Source organism: Pseudoalteromonas sp. CnMc7-15, assembly GCF_022347925.1.
GTDB lineage: Bacteria > Pseudomonadota > Gammaproteobacteria > Enterobacterales > Alteromonadaceae > Pseudoalteromonas > Pseudoalteromonas ruthenica.
Genome location: NZ_JAKRFT010000002.1, coordinates 521,301 through 547,250, shown reverse-complemented (window position 1 = coordinate 547,250; position 25,950 = coordinate 521,301). Strand labels below are relative to the sequence as shown.

The 25,950-nt window shown below is 45.4% G+C and carries 33 protein-coding genes and 3 tRNA genes; 26 read left to right on the top strand and 10 right to left on the bottom strand.

What is annotated here, in order from left to right; genetic code table 11:
- Positions 1-12: 12 nt before the first annotated feature.
- Positions 13-1,476 (bottom strand): betaine-aldehyde dehydrogenase, encoded by a 1,464-nt coding sequence (gene betB / locus MHM95_RS06310; RefSeq protein WP_239384729.1) that lies wholly within the window; start codon positions 1,474-1,476, stop codon positions 13-15.
- Positions 1,477-2,076, bottom strand: a complete 600-nt coding sequence (gene betI, locus MHM95_RS06305; RefSeq protein ID WP_239384728.1) for a transcriptional regulator BetI — start codon at positions 2,074-2,076, stop codon at positions 1,477-1,479. It abuts the gene before it with no gap.
- 375 nt (positions 2,077-2,451) lie between these two features.
- On the opposite strand from betI, the gene MHM95_RS06300 reads away from it, so the two are divergent.
- A complete protein-coding gene (locus MHM95_RS06300) occupies positions 2,452-2,646 on the top strand; it encodes a (2Fe-2S)-binding protein (protein WP_022944621.1) in 195 nt (64 codons plus the stop codon).
- Between the two features lie 91 nt (positions 2,647-2,737).
- Positions 2,738-4,291: a phospholipase D family protein gene (locus tag MHM95_RS06295; protein WP_239384727.1), complete on the top strand. Its 1,554-nt coding sequence runs from the start codon at positions 2,738-2,740 to the stop codon at positions 4,289-4,291.
- A gap of 79 nt (positions 4,292-4,370) precedes the next feature.
- Here the strand turns inward: MHM95_RS06295 and bfr (MHM95_RS06290) are convergent, their stop codons facing one another.
- The 8 genes from bfr (MHM95_RS06290) to MHM95_RS06255 form a co-directional block, all read right to left on the bottom strand.
- Positions 4,371-4,835, bottom strand: coding sequence for a bacterioferritin (gene bfr / locus MHM95_RS06290; RefSeq protein WP_022944623.1), 465 nt, complete (start codon positions 4,833-4,835; stop codon positions 4,371-4,373).
- A gap of 2 nt (positions 4,836-4,837) precedes the next feature.
- On the bottom strand, positions 4,838-5,320 hold the full coding sequence (bfr, locus tag MHM95_RS06285; RefSeq protein ID WP_045978988.1) for a bacterioferritin: 483 nt from the start codon (positions 5,318-5,320) through the stop codon (positions 4,838-4,840).
- 224 nt (positions 5,321-5,544) lie between these two features.
- Positions 5,545-7,638 carry a TonB-dependent receptor gene (locus MHM95_RS06280; RefSeq protein WP_239384927.1) on the bottom strand — a complete coding sequence of 698 codons (2,094 nt, stop codon included), beginning with the start codon at positions 7,636-7,638 and terminating at the stop codon, positions 5,545-5,547.
- Positions 7,639-7,861: 223 nt separating this feature from the next.
- The gene (locus MHM95_RS06275; protein WP_022944626.1) at positions 7,862-9,796 is read right to left on the bottom strand and encodes an EAL domain-containing protein; all 1,935 of its coding nucleotides are present in this window, start codon (positions 9,794-9,796) and stop codon (positions 7,862-7,864) included.
- A gap of 292 nt (positions 9,797-10,088) precedes the next feature.
- Positions 10,089-10,165: transfer RNA gene (locus MHM95_RS06270), tRNA-Asn, on the bottom strand.
- A 20-nt stretch (positions 10,166-10,185) separates the two neighbouring features.
- Positions 10,186-10,262, bottom strand: a tRNA-Asn gene (locus MHM95_RS06265).
- A 25-nt stretch (positions 10,263-10,287) separates the two neighbouring features.
- Positions 10,288-10,364: transfer RNA gene (locus tag MHM95_RS06260), tRNA-Asn, on the bottom strand.
- A gap of 390 nt (positions 10,365-10,754) precedes the next feature.
- Positions 10,755-11,366, bottom strand: a complete 612-nt coding sequence (locus MHM95_RS06255) for an XRE family transcriptional regulator (protein WP_239384726.1) — start codon at positions 11,364-11,366, stop codon at positions 10,755-10,757.
- Positions 11,367-11,650: 284 nt separating this feature from the next.
- On the opposite strand from MHM95_RS06255, the gene MHM95_RS06250 reads away from it, so the two are divergent.
- From MHM95_RS06250 to MHM95_RS06135, 24 genes are all read left to right on the top strand, one after another.
- Positions 11,651-11,926: a helix-turn-helix domain-containing protein gene (locus MHM95_RS06250; protein ID WP_026111070.1), complete on the top strand. Its 276-nt coding sequence runs from the start codon at positions 11,651-11,653 to the stop codon at positions 11,924-11,926.
- Positions 11,923-14,136 (top strand): DDE-type integrase/transposase/recombinase, encoded by a 2,214-nt coding sequence (locus MHM95_RS06245; RefSeq protein ID WP_239384725.1) that lies wholly within the window; start codon positions 11,923-11,925, stop codon positions 14,134-14,136. Before MHM95_RS06250 ends, MHM95_RS06245 begins: the two co-directional genes overlap by 4 nt.
- A gap of 20 nt (positions 14,137-14,156) precedes the next feature.
- Entirely contained in the window at positions 14,157-14,864 is a 708-nt protein-coding gene (locus MHM95_RS06240; protein WP_239384724.1) for an ATP-binding protein, read from the top strand.
- A 9-nt stretch (positions 14,865-14,873) separates the two neighbouring features.
- The gene (locus tag MHM95_RS06235; protein WP_239384723.1) at positions 14,874-15,476 is read left to right on the top strand and encodes a hypothetical protein; all 603 of its coding nucleotides are present in this window, start codon (positions 14,874-14,876) and stop codon (positions 15,474-15,476) included.
- On the top strand, positions 15,463-15,792 hold the full coding sequence (locus tag MHM95_RS06230) for a LacI family DNA-binding transcriptional regulator (RefSeq protein ID WP_239384722.1): 330 nt from the start codon (positions 15,463-15,465) through the stop codon (positions 15,790-15,792). The genes MHM95_RS06235 and MHM95_RS06230 overlap by 14 nt, the downstream gene beginning before the upstream one ends.
- Positions 15,792-16,013 carry a hypothetical protein gene (locus tag MHM95_RS06225; protein WP_239384721.1) on the top strand — a complete coding sequence of 74 codons (222 nt, stop codon included), beginning with the start codon at positions 15,792-15,794 and terminating at the stop codon, positions 16,011-16,013. Before MHM95_RS06230 ends, MHM95_RS06225 begins: the two co-directional genes overlap by 1 nt.
- On the top strand, positions 16,003-16,605 hold the full coding sequence (locus MHM95_RS06220) for a DUF3164 family protein (protein WP_239384720.1): 603 nt from the start codon (positions 16,003-16,005) through the stop codon (positions 16,603-16,605). The genes MHM95_RS06225 and MHM95_RS06220 overlap by 11 nt, the downstream gene beginning before the upstream one ends.
- A gap of 12 nt (positions 16,606-16,617) precedes the next feature.
- Entirely contained in the window at positions 16,618-16,791 is a 174-nt protein-coding gene (locus tag MHM95_RS06215; RefSeq protein WP_239384719.1) for a hypothetical protein, read from the top strand.
- 88 nt (positions 16,792-16,879) lie between these two features.
- Positions 16,880-17,500, top strand: coding sequence for a regulatory protein GemA (locus tag MHM95_RS06210; protein ID WP_239384718.1), 621 nt, complete (start codon positions 16,880-16,882; stop codon positions 17,498-17,500).
- Positions 17,472-17,981 carry a hypothetical protein gene (locus MHM95_RS06205; protein ID WP_239384717.1) on the top strand — a complete coding sequence of 170 codons (510 nt, stop codon included), beginning with the start codon at positions 17,472-17,474 and terminating at the stop codon, positions 17,979-17,981. The genes MHM95_RS06210 and MHM95_RS06205 overlap by 29 nt, the downstream gene beginning before the upstream one ends.
- A complete protein-coding gene (locus MHM95_RS06200) occupies positions 17,978-18,418 on the top strand; it encodes a Mor transcription activator family protein (RefSeq protein WP_239384716.1) in 441 nt (146 codons plus the stop codon). The genes MHM95_RS06205 and MHM95_RS06200 overlap by 4 nt, the downstream gene beginning before the upstream one ends.
- Positions 18,418-18,744, top strand: coding sequence for a hypothetical protein (locus MHM95_RS06195; protein ID WP_239384715.1), 327 nt, complete (start codon positions 18,418-18,420; stop codon positions 18,742-18,744). The genes MHM95_RS06200 and MHM95_RS06195 overlap by 1 nt, the downstream gene beginning before the upstream one ends.
- A 505-nt stretch (positions 18,745-19,249) precedes the next feature.
- On the top strand, positions 19,250-19,891 hold the full coding sequence (locus tag MHM95_RS06190; protein ID WP_239384714.1) for a hypothetical protein: 642 nt from the start codon (positions 19,250-19,252) through the stop codon (positions 19,889-19,891).
- Between the two features lie 91 nt (positions 19,892-19,982).
- Positions 19,983-20,255, top strand: coding sequence for a hypothetical protein (locus tag MHM95_RS06185; RefSeq protein WP_239384713.1), 273 nt, complete (start codon positions 19,983-19,985; stop codon positions 20,253-20,255).
- A gap of 135 nt (positions 20,256-20,390) precedes the next feature.
- A complete protein-coding gene (locus MHM95_RS06180) occupies positions 20,391-20,768 on the top strand; it encodes a hypothetical protein (protein WP_239384712.1) in 378 nt (125 codons plus the stop codon).
- On the top strand, positions 20,765-20,998 hold the full coding sequence (locus tag MHM95_RS06175; RefSeq protein ID WP_239384711.1) for a hypothetical protein: 234 nt from the start codon (positions 20,765-20,767) through the stop codon (positions 20,996-20,998). The genes MHM95_RS06180 and MHM95_RS06175 overlap by 4 nt, the downstream gene beginning before the upstream one ends.
- 244 nt (positions 20,999-21,242) lie before the next feature.
- Positions 21,243-21,818 (top strand): glycosyl hydrolase 108 family protein, encoded by a 576-nt coding sequence (locus MHM95_RS06170; RefSeq protein WP_239384710.1) that lies wholly within the window; start codon positions 21,243-21,245, stop codon positions 21,816-21,818.
- Complete coding sequence (locus tag MHM95_RS06165; RefSeq protein ID WP_022944646.1) at positions 21,811-22,092, top strand: hypothetical protein; 282 nt, start codon at positions 21,811-21,813, stop codon at positions 22,090-22,092. Before MHM95_RS06170 ends, MHM95_RS06165 begins: the two co-directional genes overlap by 8 nt.
- Before the next feature lie 4 nt (positions 22,093-22,096).
- Positions 22,097-22,705 (top strand): hypothetical protein, encoded by a 609-nt coding sequence (locus MHM95_RS06160; protein WP_239384709.1) that lies wholly within the window; start codon positions 22,097-22,099, stop codon positions 22,703-22,705.
- Positions 22,702-22,923 carry a TraR/DksA C4-type zinc finger protein gene (locus tag MHM95_RS06155; protein ID WP_239384708.1) on the top strand — a complete coding sequence of 74 codons (222 nt, stop codon included), beginning with the start codon at positions 22,702-22,704 and terminating at the stop codon, positions 22,921-22,923. The genes MHM95_RS06160 and MHM95_RS06155 overlap by 4 nt, the downstream gene beginning before the upstream one ends.
- A complete protein-coding gene (locus MHM95_RS06150) occupies positions 22,892-23,254 on the top strand; it encodes a DUF2730 family protein (RefSeq protein ID WP_239384707.1) in 363 nt (120 codons plus the stop codon). Before MHM95_RS06155 ends, MHM95_RS06150 begins: the two co-directional genes overlap by 32 nt.
- 207 nt (positions 23,255-23,461) lie before the next feature.
- On the top strand, positions 23,462-23,761 hold the full coding sequence (locus MHM95_RS06145; RefSeq protein ID WP_022944650.1) for a hypothetical protein: 300 nt from the start codon (positions 23,462-23,464) through the stop codon (positions 23,759-23,761).
- Between the two features lies 1 nt (position 23,762).
- Positions 23,763-24,356 carry a DUF3486 family protein gene (locus MHM95_RS06140; protein ID WP_022944651.1) on the top strand — a complete coding sequence of 198 codons (594 nt, stop codon included), beginning with the start codon at positions 23,763-23,765 and terminating at the stop codon, positions 24,354-24,356.
- Positions 24,349-25,944, top strand: a complete 1,596-nt coding sequence (locus MHM95_RS06135) for a terminase family protein (RefSeq protein WP_239384706.1) — start codon at positions 24,349-24,351, stop codon at positions 25,942-25,944. Before MHM95_RS06140 ends, MHM95_RS06135 begins: the two co-directional genes overlap by 8 nt.
- Positions 25,945-25,950 lie beyond the last annotated feature (6 nt).

The following is a 25,950-nucleotide window of genomic DNA, read 5'->3' as shown; positions in this document are numbered from 1 at the left end:
GATGACACCTCCTTAAAACGGGCTCTCAAGTTGGTTCATACCCACGTACACCGATTTCGTTTGTAGGTATTGGTTGATAGCCTCTAAGCCATTCTCGCGGCCGATACCCGATAGCTTATAGCCGCCGACAGGCATTTCTGCCGGGGAGGCGCCATAAGCATTAATCCAACAAATACCAGCCTCAAGCTGGTGGATCACACGGTGGGCGCGGCGTAGATCTTGGCTCATTACGCCAGCGGCCAGGCCCATAGGCGTGTTATTGGCACGCTCAATGACTTCTTGCTCGTCATCAAACACTAAGACACTCATAACCGGACCAAAGATTTCTTCGCGACAAATAGTCATGTTGTCATCGCAATCGGTAAACACGGTTGGGGCCACAAAATAGCCTTGCGGCGCACTTGTTGGGGTCAGTGCATGACCGCCGATGGCAACGGTAGCCCCTTCTTGTTTACCCTTGTCAATGTACTCAAGCACAAGCTGTTGATGCTTTTTCGAGATCAGCGCGCCTAAGTTCACTTCAGGGTCTAACGGATCGCCGGCAATAATATTCTTTTGTGTGCGCTCGAGCAGTTCACTCATAAACTGCTCATAAACACCACGCTGCACAAACACACGAGTACAGTTGGTGCACACTTCACCTTGGGTGTAGAAGTTGCCAAGCATCGCGGCACTGACCGCTTCGCTAATATCGGCATCATCAAATACCAATAGCGGTGATTTGCCGCCGAGCTCCATGGTGACGTCTTTTAAGTTGCTGGCGGCGCTTTGCATTACTTTTTTACCTGTGCCCACTTCGCCGGTGAAAGAGACCTTCTCGATTTCTGGGTGGGTTGTAAGCCACTGACCCACCTCGGCGGCGCCATGGACGACATTGAAAACGCCTGCTGGAACGCCGGCTTCAATGAAAATCTCCGCTAACATGCTGGCGCCTTTTGGGGTTTCTTCCGAAGGCTTAAAAATCATGGCGTTACCTGCGGCCAAGGCGGGTGCAGATTTCCAACACGCGATTTGCAGGGGGTAGTTCCATGCGCCGATACCGGCACACACCCCTAACGCCTCTTTGCGGGTATAATAAAAATCGCCGGCAACCTCTTGCTGCTGGCCGACTACGGTGGGCGCTAATGAGGCAAAGTACTCAATGGCGTCGGCACCAGTGACTACATCGACGCACTCGGCTTCTTGCCACGGTTTACCGGTATCTAATACTTCAATTTTTGCCAGCTCATCGTTACGCTCGCGTAACAACGCCACCGCTTTGTGCAAAATGCGGGCACGCTCGATAGGCTGCATCGCTGACCACTGCGCGAAACCAGCTTTAGCGCTGTCGATGGCGGCTTGTTGGATATGCTCATCGGCCACTTCGACCTGATAGATGACCTCGTCAGTTGCTGGGTTAATGACTTCAAACACATCGCCACTGGCGTTGGCCATGGGGGCACCATCAATAAAATTTTGTAAGCGAGGGTAAGACATTTACTGTTCTCCAAATTGCGCTATCAGGGTATCGATATAACTTTTACTTAACTGCTCAGCGTGATGAAAGTCATCGGCTTCGCCGCGGCCGAGTACACAGCGTAGCCATAATCCGTCAATCATGCCTGCGGCCAACTCGGCGGCCTGCTTGGCTTTGTCGCGTGGCATCAGGGTATTAAACGACACCTGTAAATTACTGCGTAAGCGACGACTGTTGACCTGCTGCAGTCGGAATAGGGCAGGGTCGTGCAGTGACTGCGCCCAAAAGCTCAGCCAAGTTCGGGTGCTGTCATGCTGTTGCTGTACGGGGGCAAAGTTTGACTCAACGATTAAGTTTAGTCGCTCTCGTGGACTGAGCGTGTCGTCAGCGGTGGTCTTCGCCAGCAGGTTAATTTTCAGCTGGGTTAATAAGTAACGCACCGTTGCTTCAATCAAACCTTGTTTACCACCAAAATAATGGCTAATGATGCCCGAAGATAATCCGGCACGTTTGCTAATGCTGTTGATGGTGGTGGCATGTAAGCCAAGCTCAGCAACTGAGTTTAAAGTGGCGTCGATTAACTGTTGACGCCGCACAGGTTCCATTCCGACTTTAGGCATATTTTTATTAATTGACCGTTCAATTAAAATAAAGATTAATAGTTTGAGCTGAAATGATCAAGCTTCAGAGTTTGTTCAGATCCAAACGTAGGCAAAGATCTATGTTGACTAGGAGGCTAATTTTCACTGGTCGGTTAATTGATAAATATTGATTTAAAACATTGAGTTACAGCTCTACCAAAGTGCTTTTTTGGTGGCGGATTGAGCTCGAGAATAGAGAGACAAAATTTTTTTATCAGCACCAATGATTAGATGTCTAATTGCTTGTTAGCAAAGTGTAGATAGCGCAATAAAACAGCAACAATTTTTTATTGATAACTATTTTTGTTTAGATTAAACTAAAGCCAATAACGCAATTGAGAGTGGTTTGTATTCGTGTATATCTGTTTATGTCATGGTGTATCAGACAAAAAAATTGAGCAGGCGATTGATGATGGAGCCCGTTCAATGCGCGATCTTACAAAAGAACTAAAGGTTGGTTCGCAGTGTGGCAAATGCTGCAATTGCACCAAAAAAATCCTTAACCAAAAGCTGATTGATATTGTTGATGTGACTGACGACGTCGCTTAATCCCCATAGCGACGTGTGATCCTCCTACCTCCTTTTATATCCCCCTGAATTTGTTATAGTAACAATAGACTACGTTGCTTAGGTAATCACAATGGATGCCCTTATCAACGCGCGTTTATTACTTGTCTTTGCCGTGGTGGTGGTTGCCGGTTGCGTAGCCCCTAAAGCGTATAACGTGCACAACTTAGATAATGCCAGTTATTCCATGCCAGCGAAGGGAACAGCTTTGATATCGAATGTTATAGACGAACAGCCCAGCCCTGAACTGTCGGGGTTTTATCCCTTGATTGATGGCCTAGATGCCTTCGCTGCACGTATTGCGCTGATAGAGACAGCGCAATACTCTGTCGATTTACAGTACTATTTGTATCATCGCGAAGAAACCTCACAGCTGTTGAGTGCCTATTTATTGCGTGCTGCCGAGCGTGGCGTGCGAGTTCGCCTGTTACTTGATGACCTATCTCAAGCGAACTTAGAGCAAGATTTAAGTGCTTTGGCGGTGCATAACAACGTTGAAGTGAGACTGTTTAATCCTTTGAATCACAGGCGATTGCGGTTCTTAAGTTTTATCACTGATTATTCCCGTGTATCGCGGCGTATGCACAATAAGAGCTTTATCGTTGACAGCGAGCTCTTCATTACTGGGGGGCGGAACATTGGCAACGCCTATTTTTCCGGTGATCATAACTCACAATTTGTTGACTTTGACGTACTGGGTGTCGGCCCAATCGTTGATAAGGCAACCATGGCTTTCGACTTATATTGGAATCATCCACTCGCTGAGGATATCAATGAATTGTCTGGCAGTGCTGACAGCCAAGATTTGGCGCAGTTATCAAGCCGTCTAAGTCGTTACGTTAGCACCGCATTTCACAACGAAAGTCCCTATATTCAAAGGCTTAAAGAGTCCACTTTGGTACAAACATTGGTTAACGGTAAGCTGTCTATGGACTGGGCAGAAGCGCAGTTATATGTTGATGACCCTAATAAGCTGTTAACCGATAGCCGTAATAATAGTACGCACATGGCACCGAAGCTGTTTGCAGCCATGGGAGAGCCTCGCCAGCGTGTGAACATTATCTCCCCTTATTTCATTCCCAAAGATAAAGGATTAGAGCTCATTAAGAAATGGCGTGAGCAGGGGGTTGCTGTGACTGTTCTCACCAACTCGCTTGCCGCCACCGATGTGCCGGTTGTGCATGCTGGGTATGCCGATTATCGCCAGCAGCTGTTGGCTATGGGCGTCGAACTATGGGAGCTTAAGCGTAATCTGGACTTAGCCGCGCAGCAACCGAAACGTAAAGGGTTTCGAGGCTCTTCCACTGCCAGCTTGCACGCCAAAAGCATGACCATGGATGATGACAAAATATTTGTAGGTTCGCTAAATTTAGATCCGCGCTCGTTTAATTTAAACACAGAGCAAGGGCTGTTGATTCACTCCGAGCGTATGAATCGCTTATTAAGTCGATGGATCACAACGGAAATGCCTAAATATGCGTGGCAACTAAGCCTAGATGAGCAGGGCGATATTGTGTGGCAAGACAGAAAGAATCAACAACGATTGACCACTGAGCCTGATACCAGTGCATGGTTGCGTTTTAAAGTATGGCTTATGTCTTTATTGCCGATAGAAGATGTTCTATAGCACAGCTATGTTGGCCACACTTACATAAAAAAGCCGCAACTTTGCGGCTTTTTTTAATGAAGATCAGGCGCGGCAAGGATTACATCTGCGATTGCAGATAGTTTTCGAGGCCCGTGGCCTTGATTAGGTGTTGCTGCGTTTCCAGCCAATCTATTTGCTCTTCCTGCTCATTTTGAATTGCATCTAGCGCCTCACGGCTGATGTAATCTAAACGCTCTTCGGCAAGCTTTACCGCTGCCTGCAAGTCCTTTAATGACTCCAGCTCAAAATGCATGTTGGCAGCTATCATCTCTTCAACATTTTCACCAATACGCAGGCGCCCTAAATCCTGTAGGTTAGGAAGCCCCTCTAAAAACAGAATGCGCTCGATAAGTCTATCGGCATTTTTCATTTTCTGGATAGACACCTTGTAATCTGCTTTATCTAGTTTGCTAAAACCAAAATCTTTAAACATGCGCGCATGCAAAAAATATTGATTAATGCCTACTAGCTCATTTGCGAGCACTTGGTTTAAGGCTGCAATGACGTCTTTATCACCTTTCATAATTAAGCCTCAGACTCACCCATTTGCGATTGTTGATAATTTTGAATACCGATCTTCTCAATAAGACCAAGCTGCTGTTCAAGCCAATAAACATGGTCCTCTTCGGTATCAAACAAGAGCTTCTCAAGTACTTCGCGAGATTGATAGTCTTGTTCTTCTTCGCAAATTTTGATGGTTTCTTTAACACACTGTACAACCTCAAGCTCAAGTTTAAGGTCGTTGGCCATCATCTCTTTGACGTTGCCACCAACAAGCAGAGCTCGACGTTTAGTTAAATCGGGCACGCCTTCTAAAAATAAAATACGCTTGATAAGCCAGTCAGCGTGTTGCGTCTCCTCGTCGCGCTCGTGCTCCAAACGCTCATAAAGTTTATTTAAACCCCAGTCTTCGTACATGCGCGAATGAATGAAATATTGGTCAATTGCGGCCAGCTCGTTTGCAAGCAGCTTATTGAATGCGTCTATAACTCGTTGTTTACCTTGCATTTGCCATAATCTCCTTAGAAAGATGTAGCCCTAGTGTAGTCGATCTTATGAATAAATCAAATTTTTATATATAAATCATAGGGTTACAATTAAAAAGTATTCGCATTCAAGTTTCGATTAATGCTTGTGAGTGATTCTTTTTTAACCGCAGTGAGACAAGCCGAATAAAAAAGCCGGTAAACCGGCTTTGCACTGTTTGTACAACTGGATTGCTTATTGCCGCCCTAGAATTGGTAATGGATACCGGCGGTGATTGTGGTGCCTAAACCTTTTATAATGTAGCCGCCATAGGTGTAAGCTTGCGCTCTTGCTGGGTAGTAATCGCGGTTTAGAAGGTTTTCGATGCCGAAATAGGCGTTGGCGCTTGAATTGAATTGCCAGTTACCGCTGAGGTTCATGACAAAATAATCGTCAATCGGCCCTTGATCGCCAACATACTCGCCAGCATCGTTGGCGGTAAACCGTTTGCGGCTTCCCACGTATAAGGTTGATAACGTGAGCGCGGCATCATCTGTAGCTTGCCATTGTAGGTTCACAGTCGCCTTGGGTGGACTAATTTGTTTGCCTCCGAGATAAATATCTTCAGCCGTGTTTTTGCCTTCGACATAAGAATAGGTGGCAGTGGCTCGCCAAGCAGGGTGAAAGCGGTAATCCACTAGCGCTTCATACCCCCAAATCTCCTGTGGAGCACGTACAGGCATGTATACGCCAGTGGCTTCATCAAAACGGTTAGTGGTTCCCAAATCAGAGGTGCTGCGATATAAAGACGCTTCAATTCGCAGGCTATCAAGTACCGACGTAAAGCCCACTTCGTAATTGTCGATAAGTGCGGCTTCAGTGCGGATCAGAGCAATATCATCCACGGTAGCGCTACGCAGCAAGCGGCCAATATCCGAGATATCTGCACCTTGAGAGTAACTAAAAAACGGACTAAATTGCTCATACGCATTATATTTTAACCCGACATTGTAGGTGGTGGCTGTGTAATTGAGGGTGTCACCACGCACTTCGAACGCCACAGAGCATTGCTGGGCGTTGCGGCACAGTTTAAGGGTACGGTAATCATCAACTTCGAGGTCGATGTCCTCATGGCGTACACCGGCTTTGATAACATAGTCATCAAACATCACCCATTTACTTTGAAAAAAGCCGGCAAGGTTGCTCATGTCCATTTCTGGGACCCACTCACGGCCATCAACTAAGGGTTGAGATGTGGTGTCTTGCAGCGCATCAATACCATAGATAAAGGTGGCTTCGGTGTTGTCAAAATCTATCAAGGTATTCAACGTGGCGCGCAGGCCCTGCTTCTGCGAGGCAATGATCGACTGACCGCCATCATAACCCTCATCTGGGTTGGCAAGATTTGGAGAGAAGAAGAAAACGTTTTCAATATCTTGCGCATATAAGTCTAGAGTCAGTGCGGTGTGCGCGAAGATAGCGTTATCGGTGTACTTAAGCATGGCATTGGTGTTGCCACTTGGGCCTTGAGGACGGCCTTGCTTTTGCTGTGCTGGCGGCACATGAATGGCGTAGGATTTATCGCCAGAATTGACGTTACCAAAGACATCGCCTAAATCTGTTTTTTGCTGCGACTTATAGTAGTTGTAAGTAAAGGCGAGGGCCTTATCTGCATCAAAGTCGTAACCTAATTTGGTGAAGTAATTGTGTGTTTGTACGTCACTGAGTCCGTATTGCAAACCGAGAATATCGCCTTCGGCGTCGCGCTGTACGCCATTTTCTTCATAGCTGATTGTCGCTAAATAAGAAAACTTGTCTGCCCGGCCACTGATCGAGCCCTCAATGCGTGCACCTAAGGTTTCATCCGCTTTGACGGCACTGAATCGTGTTGACACATCAAGCTCTGCACTAAAATCATCAGCCGTTGTCGGTTTTTTGGTAATGTAATTGATCACTCCGCCTGCAGCGCCATTGCCATATACTGAGGTGGCCCCTTTGATGACTTCAATGCGTTCAATAACGCTTGGGTCGAGTGTGCGTATGCCCAAAGAGCCATTACGCAGCGGCGTGGACTGAGGGACACCGTCAATCATCACTAAGGGCGCTCTGCCGCGCAACGTTTGCCCGGTGTTACTTGAACTATTTGTGCTTGGCGCCATGCCTGGCACCATCATTTGCAAAAGGTTTTGTAATTCTGGATTAACCTTAAGCTGGGCCTCAATTTGTTCTCGAGTGATCACCGTCACCGATGCTGGCACTTCGTCAATATTTTCTATGACACGGCTACCAGTCACAATAATATGTTCTAAGTTTTCATTGTTATTTTGTTTGGCGATGACGTTGCCACTGAGAGCAAGCATAATTAGAGAAAAGGGAAAGCGCACGTGTTGTCCTTGTTGTACTAAAATGGAGGGGCGAATGATAATTAATATCACTAATGATAACAAGGTGAAAAAGACGTCATCCGACCATATGCATTTAGTCGCGGTAACTTATGCACAGCGGGCAGAGCAAACTTGCTTTAACACGCGATGTTGCATGTCTGCTCTTAGAGGCTGGGGTAAGTGTAGGAAAGGAGCTGTGTTACAGCTCCCGAGGTTTTTCAATGTAGTAGCCTTGTGCACCATCAAGACAAAGCTGCTCGATAATATGCTTCTCTTCTTGGCTCTCAACGCCTTCAGCGAATACTTTAACGCCAATACGGTGCGCTAAATCAACCATTAATCGCATGAAGTACTGGTTATTCTTATCGTCTTCTAGGCCGCGCGTGTAGCTGGCATCCATTTTGATAAAGTCTGGTTTTAACTCTCGGAAAAACTTAAATGACGTTAGCCCTACGCCAAACTTCTCTACGGTAATACGGGCGCCTGCGCGATGCAGCATGGTAATAAAGCGTTTGCTTGCGCCGATGTTTTGTTGCAGTCCTAGCTCTGAAATCTCAAAGATGAGACGAGCTGCCAATTCGCCTTCTTTCATCAGTCGACGCTCAAGCCAAATCACAAATTTATCGTCATGGGCGCTTGCGGCTGACACGTTGAGCCCAAAATACTGCGCATTGAGGTTCTTACTTTTCATCGCCCGAAAAGCATGTTCGATGATCATCTGATCCAGTTCAACCGATTTTCCTAACTGATCGGCCATCGCCATAAACGAAGAGGTCGGTAAGATATGCTCTTCCTCATCGCGAAATCGCGCCTGAATCTCTGAGTAGGCATTGTTGCTTTTACCTAGCGGCATAATGGCTTGGATCACTAAGGTCACGCTTTGCTTATCGAGTAAGTCGTTGATCATTTTGCGCCAATTTTGCGACCCTTGATTGCTGCTAGCACTCATATCCTCTTGGCGTTGAATGTGCCAAGCGTTATTTTGTTTGCTCTGGGCAATATTCATCGCCACATCAACATTCGCCAGTAGCTCGCCAAGGGGTTTATTTTGCTCGTAGGAGACAATGCCGGTGTAAGCGACAGAGGTTAGATCATGGATTTTCTGATACTGGTTTAGCTTAGACTGAACATTATTAGCAAAGCGCTCCGCTTCTTTTAGCGGAATATTAGGTAACACCACGGCAAAATCTGAGCTGTTAAGACGAAATACGCTGCTGCCACGATAACTGCCGACCACGGCGCTGAGCATCTCAGCAATACTGCGAATGTACTCATCGCCTTGCTGATAACCGCTGCGCTGGTTGATGTGCTGCAATTCGGTGCCTCGTACCAGGGCGATACAGCCAAAACAATCGCCCTGAACGTGTTCAATGTGACGTTCGTAATACTCCACGAACATGTTGCGATTCCCCAGTTCGGTGACTACGTCTTTATAGGCCTCTTTTTTTATTTCCACTGCCGAGCTGGCAATATTGTCGAGTTGCGAGCCTAAGTATGTTGATAGGCGATTGAGGGCAGGGGAGATTTGACTGGCTAATCGTTGCTTTTGGCTATCGTCAGAGAATGCACGGCTGCTGGTATCTGGCACCACGCCATTGCTGACGAATTGGTCGATTATCGCTGAAATCATATCAGCCACATGCCGGCGGTATCCCACAAACGCCGTTTTTAAACTAGCAATAGGCAACAGTGCGAGCAGGGAAATGACTAATACAAAATAAAGTAACCCAACTTCAAATGTTTTCGCTACATCGTCTAAATCGGCAATAAACTCTATGCGCAGCTCACCATTACTGCTGACTGCATACTGGCTGCGGACACTGTTGAACTGAGACTGAGCAACTTGTGAAAGTAGTGCGCTATTCTGGCGATGTGTTTTGTTTGCCAATACTTCACCTTCGGCATCTCTCAGCCATAGATTTTTCAAGTTCATGGTGGCAAACAATTGCTCTGCCATAGCGGGAGCATCGGTGACGGTAATTTGCGGATGGCTATCTAAATACCGCTGCAAGCTTACTTGCATGTGTTCTTGCTTTTCCACACTGTAAGAGTGAAAAACCATCACATTAGCGATAATACCGGCACACAATGCCAGTAGCCATAAAGAAAATTGTAAGAGGGTGAACCGTTTCAACTTAGCTTTATCCTTATTATTTAACCAGCTAAACGATAAATCCTAATCGCGACTGAACTTTGGCAAAGAGTCCATTCACATGCGCGAGCGTGCCATGTGAGACGGCGAATTATCACAGCGGCCTAATCTCTACTAGTGTAATTTAACCGTTATTACATACAACCTTGGTGCAATGAGTTGTTATAAATCATTGACTAATGGCGCAATAATATAGCACGGCTTGAGAAAAAACACAGTACAAAGAGTAGTTTACAAAGATGAGTTTGTCTAGAAAGAGGAGATGAGTGAAAATTGGCTCCCCCTCCCCGACTCGAACGGGGGACCTGCGGATTAACAGTCCGTCGCTCTAACCAACTGAGCTAAGGGGGAACAATTTCAAAGGTAAGTAGTGGCTCCCCCTCCCCGACTCGAACGGGGGACCTGCGGATTAACAGTCCGTCGCTCTAACCAACTGAGCTAAGGGGGAACAATTACTTTATTGCTGAAAGATTTGGCTCCCCCTCCCCGACTCGAACGGGGGACCTGCGGATTAACAGTCCGTCGCTCTAACCAACTGAGCTAAGGGGGAAGCGCCTGCCTTTCAACGGGGCGAAATATTAATGACCGCGCCCTAAAGTGTCAACCAATAAAAACTCTAAAAATAAAAAAAGTAGACTGTTCGGCGCTTTTTCACTCAAATTGACTGCTTAGCGCGCAAAACAGCCTCTATTTGGGGCTGCGTTGCGCCTGTCGCAGAGCGATTTCATCAGTAATTACACTGACAAAGGGAAATAATCGAGTCTGTTGTAACTAACAGATTTAATTGATAATCAGGGAAAGAATGGGAAATCGTGGGAAAATGCGGGAGAACATGGGCGTTTGAGGTTAGTGGGTTAAAATTTAACTGTGTAAAGATTAAGTGCGTTAGGGTGATAAATTAAGGTGAGAAAAAATGATAAGCGCGGGGCAAAAAGATAACCTACAGCTCAAGCTCCGTTTTTACGATTTTACCAACTATACCCAGGGTTTTCAGTATATAGCCAATCTCAGTTTCCCCACCTTCAAGTTGAAAGCTCATGTCATCGCGATTGGGGTTTGAGAAAGTAATTTTGAGGAGCGTTTTAGTTGATCGCAATTGCGCTGCAAAATGAGCCTTGCTCATAGGGTTCAAGAATGCGTAATAACACCCCTCGCTAATTTCTTTATCATTAGGATCCACAGTTGCTGTCGTGCCCAAGGGAATGAGTTTGTGTGATTCCTCCCCAATGATCACATGCGAGTTAGTTGAGTATTTACTACCTGTCTCTTCAATAATCATTTGTTGTGTCCAAGCTTTTCTATTTATAGATTCCAGAGCCTTCGAGACTGCTTCTGATGAGGCCGTCGAAAGCTCTACGCGCTTGGTTATCAGTTTAATAAAAGGCTCGTTAACCAGTTGAGAGAACTCAATTAGGTAATCGATAGATGGATCTCTAGAGTCTTCATATTTTGTCTGCGTGTTTCGATGAACACCTGTTTTTGCTGCGGCCGTGCCAATGTCTATCCCACCTTTTAAGCGAAGTCTTTTAAGGTACTGATTAAAAGCAGACATGAATAAAGAAACTTTAGAATGAAGAATATATTTATTTAAACACACAATTTAGTGCATACAAAACAAAACATTTTGCGCATGCCCAAACGAAAAGTGTGAAGGGCGCACTTTGAAAGTGTGAACTGTGAACCTCAAAAAAAAACGACTTCTGCTAAGAATAGCTTACTAAAATTCAATGGTTTAACCTCTTTTTGCACACAAAGGTGTTTATTTGTGTTGTATGCACACAAATATGTGTGTATCTTTGTATGCATGAATACAGATTGATACTTTTGAGTGTAGTTATGAAGACCTTAAATGAATTGGGTTGGACAACATCAAAGATAAAAGAGGCCCTTGAGGATGAAGGTTGGTCTTGTCGGCAATTGTCTTTTAGTCGGGGATATACGTCTAACGCTATTCAGACGGCTTTACATAGACCGTATCCTCAAGCTGAAAGAATTATTGCTGATGTGATCGGAGTTAGAGCCTCTGAAATTTGGCCTGATAGATACGACGACAAGGGTAATCCTAATCGAGGAAAACCAGCAAGAACCGCAGTGAAAGGAATCACTAAATGAAGACTTTAACAGCTTTGCAGATAGCGGCTTACTTACTCGTAAGCAAAAGAAGCATTTTAAAACAGGCAAAAGAAGAAAACTGGGCATATGAGGAAGTCCGAGGGAGAGGGGGAAAAATTCGGGAGTACATCATAGAGAATTTACCTGCACACGTTAGTGTGCAATTAATGGAGGCCATAATTAGGGAGAATCAAAGCTCTGCCTTTGAAAGTGGAACAGCCTATTCCGCCATGAAGAAAAAGCTGGAGCAGCTTGATAAAGCTGAGATAGTAAGAAATAAGCAAGAAAACTTAAAGGGCCTAATCGCAGCTCAAGATATACCACCTAAAGCACAAGCTAAGTATGAATTACTTAAAGCTGCGCTGTGTTTCATTGAAGAAAATGGTCAGCCTAAAGTTGCCGGTTTTGACTTATTTAGTGAGTTGTATAACCAGGGTTTAATTGAAAGCTGTCTGCCACTTAAAAGCTTAGTTCCTTCAGTGTCTAGAATCACCCTCATTCGATGGCAAAAAGCCGTGGATACAAGAGGAGTTGCGGCATTGGCGGTGAAGGTAAAACGAAGTGGGAAGTCAATCATTGAATCTGACCAAGAGCTAAAAGATTTTTGTGTAGCAATGGTTTGCGACTATCCACACGTGAAGGCTACACACATAAGAGAGGGGCTTTTATCCCGTTTTAGTGAAACAAATAAAGGAATACCTGCAGAAACAACTATTCGTGATTGGTTGACTAAATGGAAAAAAGAAAACGCTTCACTGTATACAAAACTCACAAACCCAGATGCATGGAAGAACAAGTTTATGTCAGCAATGGGGAAAATGGATGAAAGTGTAACAAAGATAAATCAATTATGGGAGTTCGACTCTACACCTGCAGATGTGATGCTTACGGATGGAAGGCATTCTCTAATAGGAATAATTGATGTCTACACTAGACGCCCTGCAGTAGTCGTGCATCCAACTTCTAACTCAGAGGGAATTTGTTTGGTGATAAGAAAGGCAATTCTAGACTGGGGTATTCCTGACGTAGCAAGAACTGATAACGGTGCTGACTACACATCCATTCAAATAGAAAGTGTATTTGATGCTCTCGAGATTGAGCACCAGACAACACGTCCATTTTCAGGTGAAGAAAAACCGTATATTGAGCGGTTTTTTAGAACCTTTAGTCACGGAATAGCTGAACTACTTACTGGTTACATAGGGCATAACGTCGCTGAACGGCAGAATATTGAGGCAAGAAAAACGTTTGCAGAACGGCTTGCAAAGAGAGCTGCCCCAGGGAAAAAGAATGAGCCAGTGAAAGTAAATCTAACGTCGGAACAGTTACAACAATTCATTGATGACTGGATAGCCAACCTTTACATGCACAGGCCTCACGGAAACTTGGGAGGTAAAACCCCTCATGAGATTTTAGCAGCCAGCCGTGATCAAATTCGGGTTATTAATGATGAACGGCTACTAGATGTCATGTTGCAACCTGTTCCTTCAAACCGAGGGCTCCGCACGGTAGGTAAAGAAGGAATAAAGGTAAGCGGCGGCATCTATATTTCTCCAGAGCTTGGTGCAGTAATTGGTGATGAAGTCTTGTGTAAATGGGATCCAAAAAATGCTGGTCGTATTTATGTTTTCAATCGGCTCAATAAAGAATTTGTTTGTATAGCTGTGGACCCTGAAATTGAATCTGCTGGTTTAACAAGGCAAGAAATTGCTGAGCTTGCCAAACGCAATCAAAAAGCCGTCACGGCAGAAAAGATAAAGCAAGCGAAAAGGATAGCTAAAAGCATAAATGTCTCGAACATTGCTAACGAGGTTTTGGAGCACCACAAGCGTCAGAATCAAGCTATTACTGCGATGCCAAAGAGGCGAGTAGAACATAAGAGTCCAATGATGGACTCTGCCTTATTGGCCCTAGAAGCGGAGCGTCCTGCTTTAGGCGAAGAAAGACTTAATGAAATAGATAGAAAACGCGCGGAATTACAGCGAGAGGCAGAGGCTGCCGCGATAAATCCTGCTCCTATTTTCAAAAACACGAACGACAAAGCAATGTATTTGAAACAGCAGCGCTTGGAGCGTGATTTAACTGGAAAAGAGAAAGGCTGGCTCAGTATCTGGGAGCAACAAAATAGAGCGATGTCATCGCGTTTAGATTCATTGATAGAAGAGAGGGGTATGGCGAGCACTTCACAACATCGCCAATCCCTGAAATAAAACCTAGGAGAATATAAGTCATGAAAACACAAATCGCAATTGTAAATAACGTAGTTGAAACTCAGATGATGGTTGAAAGCCTCTCTGGTCGAGCGTACGGAGTGCCTGGAATTGGCCTTATTTATGGTGATCCAGGCTTAGGCAAAACCACAGCTACTGCCTTTGTGGTCAACCGTTGTAACGGTATCTATATTCGCGCAACTTCGGGCATGAGTTTGGCTCAATTGCTCCGTCAAGTAGTTAAAGAGCTATCTGGCCCCGAGTACCACAGTAAAGAACTAATGCTGAACTACATTGTTGAGCGCATGGCATTGGAAAGTCGTCCTCTATTCATAGACGAATCTGATTACTTGCTTAATGACAAAAACACGCTTGAGAGTGTCCGCGATATTCACGACTTAACCAGTTGCCCTGTAATCCTTATTGGTATGGAGTCTGTGCGCCGCAAGCTTCAACGTCACAAACAGTTTTACAACCGAATCTCAGAATGGTTGGAGTTCAAACCTGCTACTTTCGATGATCTCAAGACTTTAGTCACAGCTGTCGTTGAGCCAGAAATATCAATTAACGAAGACCTTCTACAGCACTTGCTTGAAGAGACTGACGGTGAGGTTCGGCGCATCGTAACAGGGCTATCAAAGATAGAGGCAATGGCCAAAGCAAATGACTTGACAGAAATCGACTTGATGCAATGGGGCAACCAAGACTTATTTCTGAAAAAAGCATAAGGAGTTGCTGTGAGCCGTAAACACTTACAAGAAGCCTGGGAAGCCATGACGGTATTAAAAACCTTCCGCTTAAGTCAGGTTAACGCGGCTTTACAGCATACCAACATGGATAGTTTGAAGGCGTTTGCTAAGCGCTTAGAAGGGAAAAGAATTGTCAGACGGACTAAGGATTATGACGAAGACTTTTTCACAGTCATTAAGCCTAAAGCTAAGCCGTTTGATAAGACGAAATCTAAAGCTGTACAAGCTAATTCGGGAAGGCAAAAGATGTGGCAATCCATGCGAATTTTAAGAGACTTTGAAGTTGCCCAAGTGGCTGCTACGGCCGAGGTAACAGTTAATTCTGCGCAGTCATATATTTCTTTATTAAAAAAGGCTGGCTATTTAATGGTTGCCAAACAAGCTCCTAGGACGGGCACTGCGATAGCAAGGGCTGGTGAAGATACTATTTATCGACTGCTAAGAGACACGGGGCCCACTCGGCCTATTCCAAGAGCTAATGGTGTCTTCGATGAGAATCAGCAGCGGCTACAACCATTCGGAACTCAAGTGAAGCAGTCTAGTCCGGTCATGGAAAAGGTTGTCGCAGGAGAAGTACATGAACAACAGTAGCTGGTTAGAAATCTTACAAAATGAAGTTCAAGCCCTAGGGTTGATGGCGGTTGCTCAAAAGTTAAAAGTTTCAAAGGCGACTGTTAGTCAGGTTGTAAATGGGAAGTACAAGGCCAATACGCACACAATTGAGCAAAAAGTACGAGGTACGTTTATGGCTCAGTCGGTTTGTTGCCCAATTTTAGGGGACATAGCAATAAACATTTGTCTTGATCACCAGGGGCGAAAGTTTGCAGCGACAAACCACATAAGGGTACAGCTTTACAAGGCGTGTCGCTCGGGATGCCCAAACTCTAAATTAGGAGTCAATAAATAATGAAAATACATCCAATTATTGCTGAGTTAGAGCGTAGAGGTTTTGAAGTTTTAGCCATGCGAAAGGGTATCTCCCGAAACGTAATTGAGGTACGTGGTCAAGCTCCGAAAGAGTTACCGATTATAACAGAGAAACGGGCGGGCGTTACTCGCTTAATAAAAAGCGCCAAGTTGTTTGGTCAAGTCATTTTATTCATTGAAGGGGAAGCAAATGCAAACTGATTATTTAATCGATCATAGAGGTGCGAAGGTGCCAACTAAAAATATTCGTCCGGCTGACGTCGTTCGTCATGAGTTCGCATGTAAGGCAGTAGAACTAGCGATTGAGCAACGCGATGCTTTAGCGGAATTCAAGAAAAAACAAATAGCTGAATTTGATTCATTTATAGACTTACTGCGTCAAGAGTACGGAGCTCACTTGGGTGGGAAAAAAGGTAACGTTACCCTAAGAAGTTTTGATCACAAACACAAGGTAGTGCTTCAAGTACAAGAGAGCATCGAGCTTGGACCAGAGCTACTTATTGCTAAAGAATTTATAACTGATTGTCTTAACGAGTGGAGTGAGGGGGCAAACGAAAACCTAAAAGCTGTTATTGAACAGACCTTTGCGACGAATAGGCAAGGGCGGGTGAGTGTTCAACGCGTGCTCGGCCTTCGCCGCCTAAATATCAACGACGAATCAGGAAAGTGGGAGCGAGCAATGGCAATTATTGCAGATGCTATTGAAGTGGTCGATTCACGGCGCTTTATTCGCTTTTACACTACAGAGGGGGAACGAGAAGTTCCTGTTTCACTAGATATAGCCAAGTTATAGGAGATACGGGGAATGACTCAGATAATAAAAATAACTGAGAAAACTATGGCGATAGATTTGATCAACGCTATAGCAAAGCGTCAGGGAGCAGCAACGTTAGATTGTGAGTTTCAAGGTTTAACGTTCACGGTGAAAAGTGAATTAATGAAAATAAACGGAAAAGAAATAGCTCCATGTAGGCGTTAGGGCAAACCTTAAAAAACCGCAAGGATGCGGCTTTTTTCCAAAAACTGGCTGGCACAGTTTTTGGAAAAAGGGAAATAAAGAGTGAGCTATGAGTAAATCGAAATTAATTCAACTGATCCATATAGCAAAAAACCAGCTTGCACTTGATGATGAAACCTATAGGGCCGTTTTGCTTAGTGTGACAGGTAAGAAGTCATGCAAGGAAATGGATTCAAGACAGCTTTCGGAGACCTTGGATTATTTAAAAAAATGCGGGTTTAAAAGCCATTCAAACGGTAATAAAAAACGTATTAGTCCAAAAACAAGTGTTAGTCAGCTAGGTGAAGTAACTAAGGTTCGCGCCATTTGGATCACCATGCATAAGCAAGGGTTTGTGAATGATGGATCAGAAACCGCACTGGATGCATTCGTTAATCGCATGCTTAACCGCCGCAAAATTGGTGAAAACGTGAGTTTTCATACTCAGTTCTTGACGTATAAACAAGCGTACCCAGTGCTTGAAGCGCTTAAAAGATGGCATATGCGAGAAATGATTCAACATCTCATGCTGAATGAGCTTGATGTGTATGTGCAAACCTTTGACGAAGCGACGCAACGGATAGTCGCCACCAAAATCCCAATGAGCATGCTGCCTGAATATGGATATGAACAGCTTTGCGAAATCTATGAGTACAGCATTAATGAAGCTAAGTCGTTACCCAATATGTAAGAGCCACATCACATTAGATCAAATGGTTCAGGACGATGCAGGTAAAGAACTGCTGGCTATCGTTGCCGGAATGGGCAAACACTCAGGGCGAGCTATGGTGAATTATTTGGGGTTGTTCCGTCCAGCGAAGCAAGACCTTAGTAACAGTCGCGCAGTCAAGTTAGCCCAAGAAGCGCTAGCGCTTACACAAAACCACCAAGCGCTCGCAATGGCAATGGACCAAACAGTGCAGTCCATTATGAATAAGCGATTAAACAACCAAGGTGTTAAACCACTCGCAAATCACAACTACTTGAAGCAAGTGCTCAGTAGTGTACTTGAGCAATGCACGGCCCCGACCCAAGAGCAGCGAAGCAATAGCATTGAAGTAAAGACTCAGGGGGTTGAGCTAACTAACGAGCAGAACAAGAAAGCGTTTGAGGAGCAGATGAAACGCTATAGCAAGAACTTTAAACCACATTTTAAAGGTGAAGAGTCATGAGCCAGTCAAAGACCAATCTCTCTGAGGAAAAGCAAAGTGACTTGTTTGGCAGTGAAGTAGATCAACTGCAAGCATGCTTGGCTAACCTCGAAGGCCAAGAACTAAACGATGTACGCAAGCGTTGGCCGAGTACCTTACAAAGTTTAGTGATTCTTTTGAAGCGAGAGCTTAAAAAGAAAAATATTGCTGACGCAGACAAAGTAGCTGAAGGTTTAACGTTTGCGCTCAGCCACTATTTCGGTGGGCGTGACATATACCTACCTACCGATCAGCGATTAAAGGCCGCGCTAAGAGATATACAGATTTGGTCAGAATTTAAAGGTAACAATGTGGAGTGTCTAGCCGTGAAATTTAGCTTAACGGAACGAAGAGTTTTAGAAATTATTCAAGAACAACGAAAAGCAGAAAATGCTCGCCGTCAAAGGAGCTTATTCTAATGAGTGAAGCTATTAAAGTTGCAATGACTGCACCGAATCATGTGGAAGAGTTAATCAAGGATTTGTTAGATGGTGATCATAAAGACAATTATGTGTTACTTGGTTCACTGTGCTCTGGGGAGGCTTCCATTCAAGTGCAGCTCCACGTAATGCAAGATGAGACAAAATTTATCGACGAGTACGGCTGTAGATTGATAGAAAAAAAGCTCCCAGCTTTAGCAACACTAGGCCGCAGCACCTTGGAGCAGATGCTCATACATCAGCCTGAAAAACTATTGGAAGGTATTCAAGAGTTACAAACTTACCTTAAACGGGACGACAGTTAACAAGTAGTAATTAATAACAACCTCTTTTTGTTTCGAGCTCATGGCGACGTGGCGGTCATGCCGCTTATATAGATTACAATAACAGGCTTGAATAAAACCGAATACATGGTTATGAGCTAGTACATATGAGCAAAAAGCAGACTCTTCTTTTCTAGCTAGTACGGCCATTTAACGCCAGCAAAGTGTTGTTCTGCCTATGACATTACTTCATCAGCCTGCCATCTACTACCATTACATGACAACTAATGCGATTAGCTTTACATAGCTTTAACTTGTGTTTGGTCAGCACATCACTCTGGTGTCCTTTAAGTCAATTGCTCATCTTGGCTCATTAATATGTTGAGCTATTAAATTCTCCCTGCCGCACTGTACTGAGCTAACATTAATTTTACCGTTTGATTTTAATTGCCGCTAGCGGCTAATCTAGCCATATGATGCGGTGCCGTTGCGCGAAGATTATCGCGTTTGCTTGTTAATCTTATCTTCTACGCCAAAGGTATGAATTATGACAAAAGAAATAAAGTTTTTAGTTGCAGTTACAGTATTTTTTACGCTTCTCGGCTGCTCTGATGCAGGCAAAGACTCCGATTTACCAAACTACAGAATTATTGAAGATGAAGTTAATGGGAACATAAAACGTACTGTTGAGGTGGAGTTGCACTCACGGACAGACGCAGAAAACCTGGAATTGTTAGCAGAAAGAATTTATGGCCTCTCAAATGTGGATGTTGAACGTACTTTTATTGGGTATCGGATTGCTGGCAGTCATAAAAACCAAAGTTATTGGGCAACGACCCACTACAATCCAACTCTTGAAATAAATATAATAGGTGAGAGCGCATCTGATCACAAAAAGATAGAAAATGCGCCTTTGGTAGATGGAGAGGTACTGGGAGTGTGGATAGCTCATTGGGGTTATGAGTATAAAGTGACTGCATACGAGCAAGAGGATAAAACCTATATTCGAAGTACTTTTGGCGATGGCTCCTCTTCGGATGAAGCTTACGATAGATCTCAATCAGATAGAGGGATAAAACTACAAAGCGAATCTGGTGAAGAAAGAGGGGAACACTTCATTATTAATCACAAAGGGGACTTGGAATTTTGGAGCAAGAATGGTAACTACTATACTGCCCCAAAGATTTAGCCTGAAAAATAACCATTTTTTACAGGTTAGTAAATATAGGCACATAGTCTATGGGTACTTCAGACTTACACAAAACTATTTAGGAGGTTGTATGAGAACTAAAGAGCATTACGAGGTAACGTGGAATTGTCATCAGGCACAATCCAATTTAGATTATATGTTGGATGTGTATGGTGACGAAATTGCTAAAAGGGAAGGTTATAAGGAGCTGCAAGGTATTGAAGCTGTCTATTATTATTTAATACACAAATTTAATTGGCTACCTTCTGATGTCAAAGCAATGAAGCTTGAGGATATTCGCTTCGTTTTAACAGAAGAGATGTATGGTTGGACGGCTCCAAAGGACGCAGTCCACGACAAATAAATTTAAAAAATGTTACAGAAAGCCAAACCTTCGGTTCGTCTTACCCAATAAAATATGTCAATCTTAACGGACCTCTACGTCCTCTGTTTGGCTTTTGTAACGACATTAGCTTTTATTAAAGATACGGAGATCACTATGTACCCAAAAGAATTTTACTTACTACCTGAAGAACTTTTCCGTCTTGGAAACGCCTCAAGTCCTCGTTTGTCAAATGTGAGGGCTCGCGATGTCGATGTTACAATCGTAAATGGAATTAAGGTTATTATTGCGAACGGGAAAGGAATCAGCGTGTTCGATAAGGCGGGAATCAACAATGCGCCAATGACGGGTTGGGTATGGAGGTTTCCACCGAACACCCAGCCACCTCACGGGTTAAAAATGGTTCAGGATAAGCCTCATCATTACTGTATTGCACCCACTAGTAATATGCCCGTAGACAAGTTTAAAGGACTCCTTGAGGAAATGGCTTTAAAAGCATCTCGGGTGTTCAAGAAGGAAGGAAAAGTTGTATGAATCAGTTGAAGCTTGAACTTGTAGAGTCAGAACTTAAATATGTGCTTGAAGGCCTATTAATGCTAGAAAAACAAATGGCTGAGGTATGCGAAGCTTCAGAGGATCCAGATGAAGTCGCTGAAGTAGGCAACGATCTAGTCGAACTACGTCTATTACTAAACCCGTTGAAGGCAAAAGCCATTAGTCAGTTCGGTGATAGCATCACTGATTTTTCGCGGGAAGAGTTATAAATTAGTAAACCCTCGAATTATGGGGAACCAGCTACAATACAGCAAGTGACCGGCGGCTCCCCGAACTCAACACACTAATTGGATTTACTTACTAGATTGAGAGGCTATTTAGTCCTGAATCTCTCAAGTCAAGATAGTAACCTTGCGGCTTAGTGTGACGTTTCTTAAATCTTCCCGAAACCCCGCACTCCCAATTATCTAGGTGAAATAACCACAATATCGAAAAGCAATTTGGTTTTTCGATATGCATTCAATAATACAAGCACCTAAAAGACTACGCGAAGAGCTAACGCCATACTCACGCGCTTTCTCTTTGTGCATGCTTGAAATCCTGCACCTTGAAGGCGGTCTGCGTGACGATGGCGGCATCAACGATATAGCCTCAGACAGAGGTGGGCTCACTAAATTTGGTATCAGCCAGCGAGCCTTCCCCAACACGGATATTGCAAGCTTAACGCTAGAGCAAGCAATACGGCTCTATCACCTACATTATTGGCGACCTATCCACGGTGATGAACTTGCGCCAGGCATTAATCTAATGATGCTTGATGCGGCTGTTCAGCACGGTGTTGCCTCCGCTGCCAAAATGCTGCAGCGAAAGCTCGGCACCCAGGCCGATGGCATCATTGGCCCCAACACCTTACGAGAGCTTATCACTCTGCCTAGCTCTACCGTCATTGCCCGTTTGAGCATTGGCCGTGGCCGAAAGTATGCGCGCATCTGCGCCAATGACCCATCACAAAAACCAAACCTAGAGGGCTGGTATAACCGTCTTGAGCATGTCACAGAGCGCTCATTCTCGGGGGTGAGTCATGGCTGATAACTGGGCCTGGTCCTATGACCGTGGTCGCACTCAGCGACTGGAACAAGAAGTAAAGGCGCGCATGAGCAGCCACCCTTTTAATCCCAACGATATTCCACTGCACAGCCATGACGGAACGATGCAAAGCAAGTTTAAAGAGGGCTGGCTCTCTGTCAGTGAAATAGATATTCGCCTGCGTGTAGACAACCTGAGTCACTACAAGCAAGCCCGTGGCCGTGTCGGCAAGTTACTGGGAGAGCACTCCCGCACCATCTCCATAAACAAGGTATAAAACGATGAAAGAGCGTAGCTATCAATCTATCCGAGGCCAGCTTAAAACTGGCGATATTGTACTTTTCTCAGGGCGTGGGCCAATCAGTGCTGGTATAAAGCTAGCCACCAATAGCCAGTGGTCCCATGTTGGCGTGGTCATTGTTATTCCTGAGTATGAGTTTGTCTGCGTGTGGGAGTCGACCACATTAAGCAACTTGTCAGACTTGGCCACAGGTGAGCCGGTGCGTGGAGTGCAATTGGTGCCGCTAAGTGAGCGTGTGAATACCTACCAAGGGAATATAGCCATTCGCCAGCTTGAGGGCGTCGACCAGGCCGAGCTCAACCATGAGGCCTTAATTCAGCTGCGTAAAGAATTAGCGGGCCGCCCGTATGAACAGCGCCAGCTTGAATTACTGCGCAGCGCTTACGATGGGCCCTTTGGCGCTAACCAAGAATGTTTAAGCTCCATCTTTTGCTCTGAGCTGTCGGCTGAAAGCTACCAAGCTTTGGGGCTTCTCAATGAAAGCCTACCATCCAATGAGTACACACCCGCTGACTTCTCTGAGGCTAAGAACCTAACACTGACACGAGGCCACTTGGGCCCTGAAATTGTTATCTCGGGGTTGGCATGAGCTTAATGGATGACGCCCAAAAGGCCAGCGCTTTGTTTGAAGACATCGCGATTAGTAACCAGTTAGCTAAGTCGCAAGCGAGCGGCGCTGGCTTTGCGCACTGCCAAGAGTGCGGCATTGAAATCCCCGCTGCGCGCCGTGCAGCTATCCCAAACTGCAGTACCTGCACAGGATGCCAGGAACTGCTTGAAATCAACGCACAGCATTATAGACGGTAAGCGCATGGATTTTATTTTGGAATGGTGGAAGCAGTTTCTCGCGCTGGGGTTTCTCATTGTCGGAGCCGGTGCCTTGGCCTGGCTGCGCTCCACCTTTGTGACTAAAAAATCACATGAGGAAAGTATCAACGGACTGAAAACGCGGCTCAGCGCTGTTGAGAACACCGTGGCAGATATGCCCAGCGCGGAGGACATTCACGAACTAGACAAGCGGCTGATTGAAGTGGGCGGCAAGATTGATTCGTTGTCGCCCCAGTTGGGGAACCTCCAACGTGTCACAGACTTACTCATGGAAAACGAACTCAGAGAGAAGCGCAGTGGCCATAACTAAACACACATGCACGTGCGGTGCAGCCGTTACCCAACTGACAGGCCTGGATAAGGCAAAGCCGTTTTATCACGTATACGACTTTCAGGTTGTCACTACCGACGATTTTAACAATGGCGAAATGGGTTACACCTTGTATCGATGCGAGAACTGCGGTGAGCCCATAGAGGAAACCATACCAGCCCTTAACCACCCAACAGGAACATAACTATGGCTTTACAAGATGTTCAGGCCGAACACCAGCGGATCAGCATTCTGATCTCATTGAAGGAATCTGCAGACTATGGCGCGAATATCAGCATGCTGGCTGACATTCTGCAACGCTATGCCCTTGGCTGCAGCCGAGACCAACTTAAAACCCAAGTGAACTGGCTTGAGCAAAACGGCTACGTCACGGTAGAGCGACTCAGCGATAATACTTGGATTGCCAAAATCACCCATGCCGGGATTGATGTTGCCAATGGTCACAGCGTTGTGCCAGGAATTAAACGCCCAGGGCCACGGGGGTAATATGGATAAAGTCTCCCGAGGCAAGTCCAGCAAGATTGACCAGCTCCCCGAGGACATTAAGCGCAAGCTTGATGCCATGCTGCGTGATAAGAGCTATTCACAAGCCGATATATTGGACGAGGTGAACAGTCTCATACTCGCAGCAGGCCTTGATGAGGAAGCCACCATCAGCCGAAGCGGTCTGTCACGCCATGCGCAGAAAACAGAAGCCATTGGCCAGAAGCTACGAGAGCTGCGTGAATCGACTAAAGCGCTGACTGCTGAGCTAGGCGATAAGCCAACCGGCGATACAACCAAGCTTATTTTGGAAATGGGCCGCTCTCAGTTGTTCAAAGCCATGCAGCACCAGCTGCTCAACCCCGACGATGATAACGATGTGGATATTGGCATGATTAAAGATGCCATGCTTGCCGCTCAGCGTCTTGAGTCAACCGCGATGGCTGCACACAAGCGCCAACAAGAAATCGAAAAGGCGTACGCTGAGAAGCTTGCAGAAGAGCTAGACCACAAAGCCAAGAATGAACACTTGCCGCAATCTCAAGAGGAAATGCTGGCATTCTTTAAACGCGACATTCTAGGGCTACAGCATGGCTGATGACGCACTCTTAAACTCCGACGCTCAACTAAATAAAATTACAGGTAACTTGGCACTTGCCCTGGGCACGGACATCTTATTCAAGTACCAGCGCGACTGGATTGAAGATGACGCAGTTGTAAAAATTGCTGAGAAGTCGCGGCGTACTGGTCTCACCTTTGCCGAAGCGCTTGATGATGTGATGAGTGCAGTGGCTCCCACCAATGCCCAAAACACCTACTATCTTGGCTCAGATAAAGAAATGGCCAAAGAGTTTATTGATGCCTGTGCCTTTTGGGCGCAAAAGCTCAACATGGTGATGGGCGAGATTGAGGAAGGGATTTTTGAGGACGAAGACGAGGACGGCACTAAGAAGAGCATTAACACCTTTGAGGTGAAGTTCCCAAGCTCTGGTCGAAAGATTGTCGCGTTGAGTTCCAACCCACGCAACTTACGTGGCCGCCAAGGTAACGTGGTCATTGATGAAGCAGCGTTTCACGATAGATTAGACGAAGTGCTCAAGGCCGCAATGGCATTGACAATGTGGGGCGGCAAAGTACGTATTATCTCGACCCATAACGGCGTAGATAACCTGTTTAATACGCTGATAACAGCAGCCAGAAGAGGTGATAAAAAATACTCCGTTCATCATATCCCTATTGATAAAGCACTTGAGCACGGCCTATACAAACGCATTTGTCTGGTCAGTGGGCAACGGTGGAGCAAGGAACAAGAGCAGCAATGGCTTGAGGCCCAAGTGGCGCTTTACCCCACCAAGGAAGCCGCCAACGAAGAACTTTATTGTGTACCAAGCCAAGGCGCTGGCCAGTATCTAAGTCGCCGTTTACGTTCACGAGCACAAAGTGATGAGTGTGTTGTTGAGCGTTTTACTGCGCCGGATGGTTTTGAAAGCTGGACCGAAGAGCAGCGCGTTGCAGAAGTGAATACGTGGTGCGAGCAAACCCTGGATAGTTTGTTGAGTCAGTTAAATCCTGATCTAAGCCATGCATTTGGTGAAGACTTTGCCCGCTCAGGCGACTTAACTGTATTCAGTATTGGTGAAGTAAACCAAGATACCTCGGTAAACGTGCCCTTTATGGTTGAGCTGCGCAATGTGACTTACGAGCAACAAAAGCAAATCATGTTGTATATCGCCACAAGACTACCGCGCAAGCGCGGCATGGCTTTCGATGCAACGGGCAATGGCGGTTATCTCGCTGAGGCAGCAGCGCTTAAATTTGGCACCGAGCTTGTGGACTGCGTTCACCTCTCTCAAGCCTGGTATCGCGAGTGGATGCCTAAGCTAAAAGACTACTTTGAAACGAACACCATCACACTGCCCAAAGACCAGGATGTGCTTGATGACCTCGGTCATATCAAACTTAAAGACGGCATCCCATTGGTGGATAAGGGGAAAAGTACAGGCAGTGATGGCCAAAAGCGTCACGGTGATAGCGCCGTGTCTATCGCCATGTTGATCCGCGCTGTCGAAATGGATGGCAGCGCCATCGAGTTCACAGGCCTCCCTTCCAAACACGACGAACCAGACGACAACGACGACATTGACTACGAAGACCTAAGCGCTTACCAGGGCGCTGGGTGTTGGTGAGGAACT